The following is a 666-nucleotide window of genomic DNA, read 5'->3' on the forward strand; positions in this document are numbered from 1 at the left end:
CGACGATCCGCCGACAAATCCGCTGGATAGATCACGAAACCGCACTGGAGTACCAGCGGCCGAACCCCCCCGCGACCGCCACCACCACGAACATCAGCACCAGCGCGCCGGTCACGATCCGCATCCTGATCTTGGGGTTCACCCTTCCACGGTATCCGGCCGGCTCAGCCGCCGAGCGGCCAGGCGGCGACGCGGAGGTAGCGCGGCCCGGCGACCGGTCCGCGCGGCAGCCGGCTGCTGACCAGGGCCACCTCGGTGACCTGCCAGGACTGCGAGGCGAAGCCGTCCAGCTCGGCCGCCCACGGCGTCAGCGGCACTCCGCCCGGCCCGCGCGCGAGGGTCAGGTGCGGCACGAAGGACCACGCGGTACCGGACCGGTGCACGTCCGGCCGGCCCTCGCCGCCCTGCGAGACGGAGCCCTGTGAGACGGAGCCCTCCGGGCCACCCGGCGACGGCACGTACCGGCCCGGCGGCGGATCGCTGACCGAACGACCGGTGGCTGCCGGAGCGCCGGTGGCCGGAGGGTCGGGAGCCGAAAGATGGGTGGCCGGGAGGGCGGCGTGGAGGGTGCGGCGTCCCGCTTCGGCGGCGTCGGCGGCCAGCGCGGCGAGGCGGTCGCGGTCGCCGTCCACTCCGGCCCACAGCGCGCGGTCGCCGAAGTGCCCG

General features: G+C 75.5%; 1 protein-coding gene. It reads right to left on the minus strand.

What is annotated here, in order from left to right; translation table 11 throughout:
- Window positions 1-164: 164 nt before the first annotated feature.
- Window positions 165-666, minus strand: a 502-nt coding sequence (locus ACYVE9_RS16845) for a 2'-5' RNA ligase family protein (protein ID WP_461028683.1), incomplete at its 5' end; no start/stop codon positions are given.

Source organism: Streptomyces sparsus, assembly GCF_054776295.1.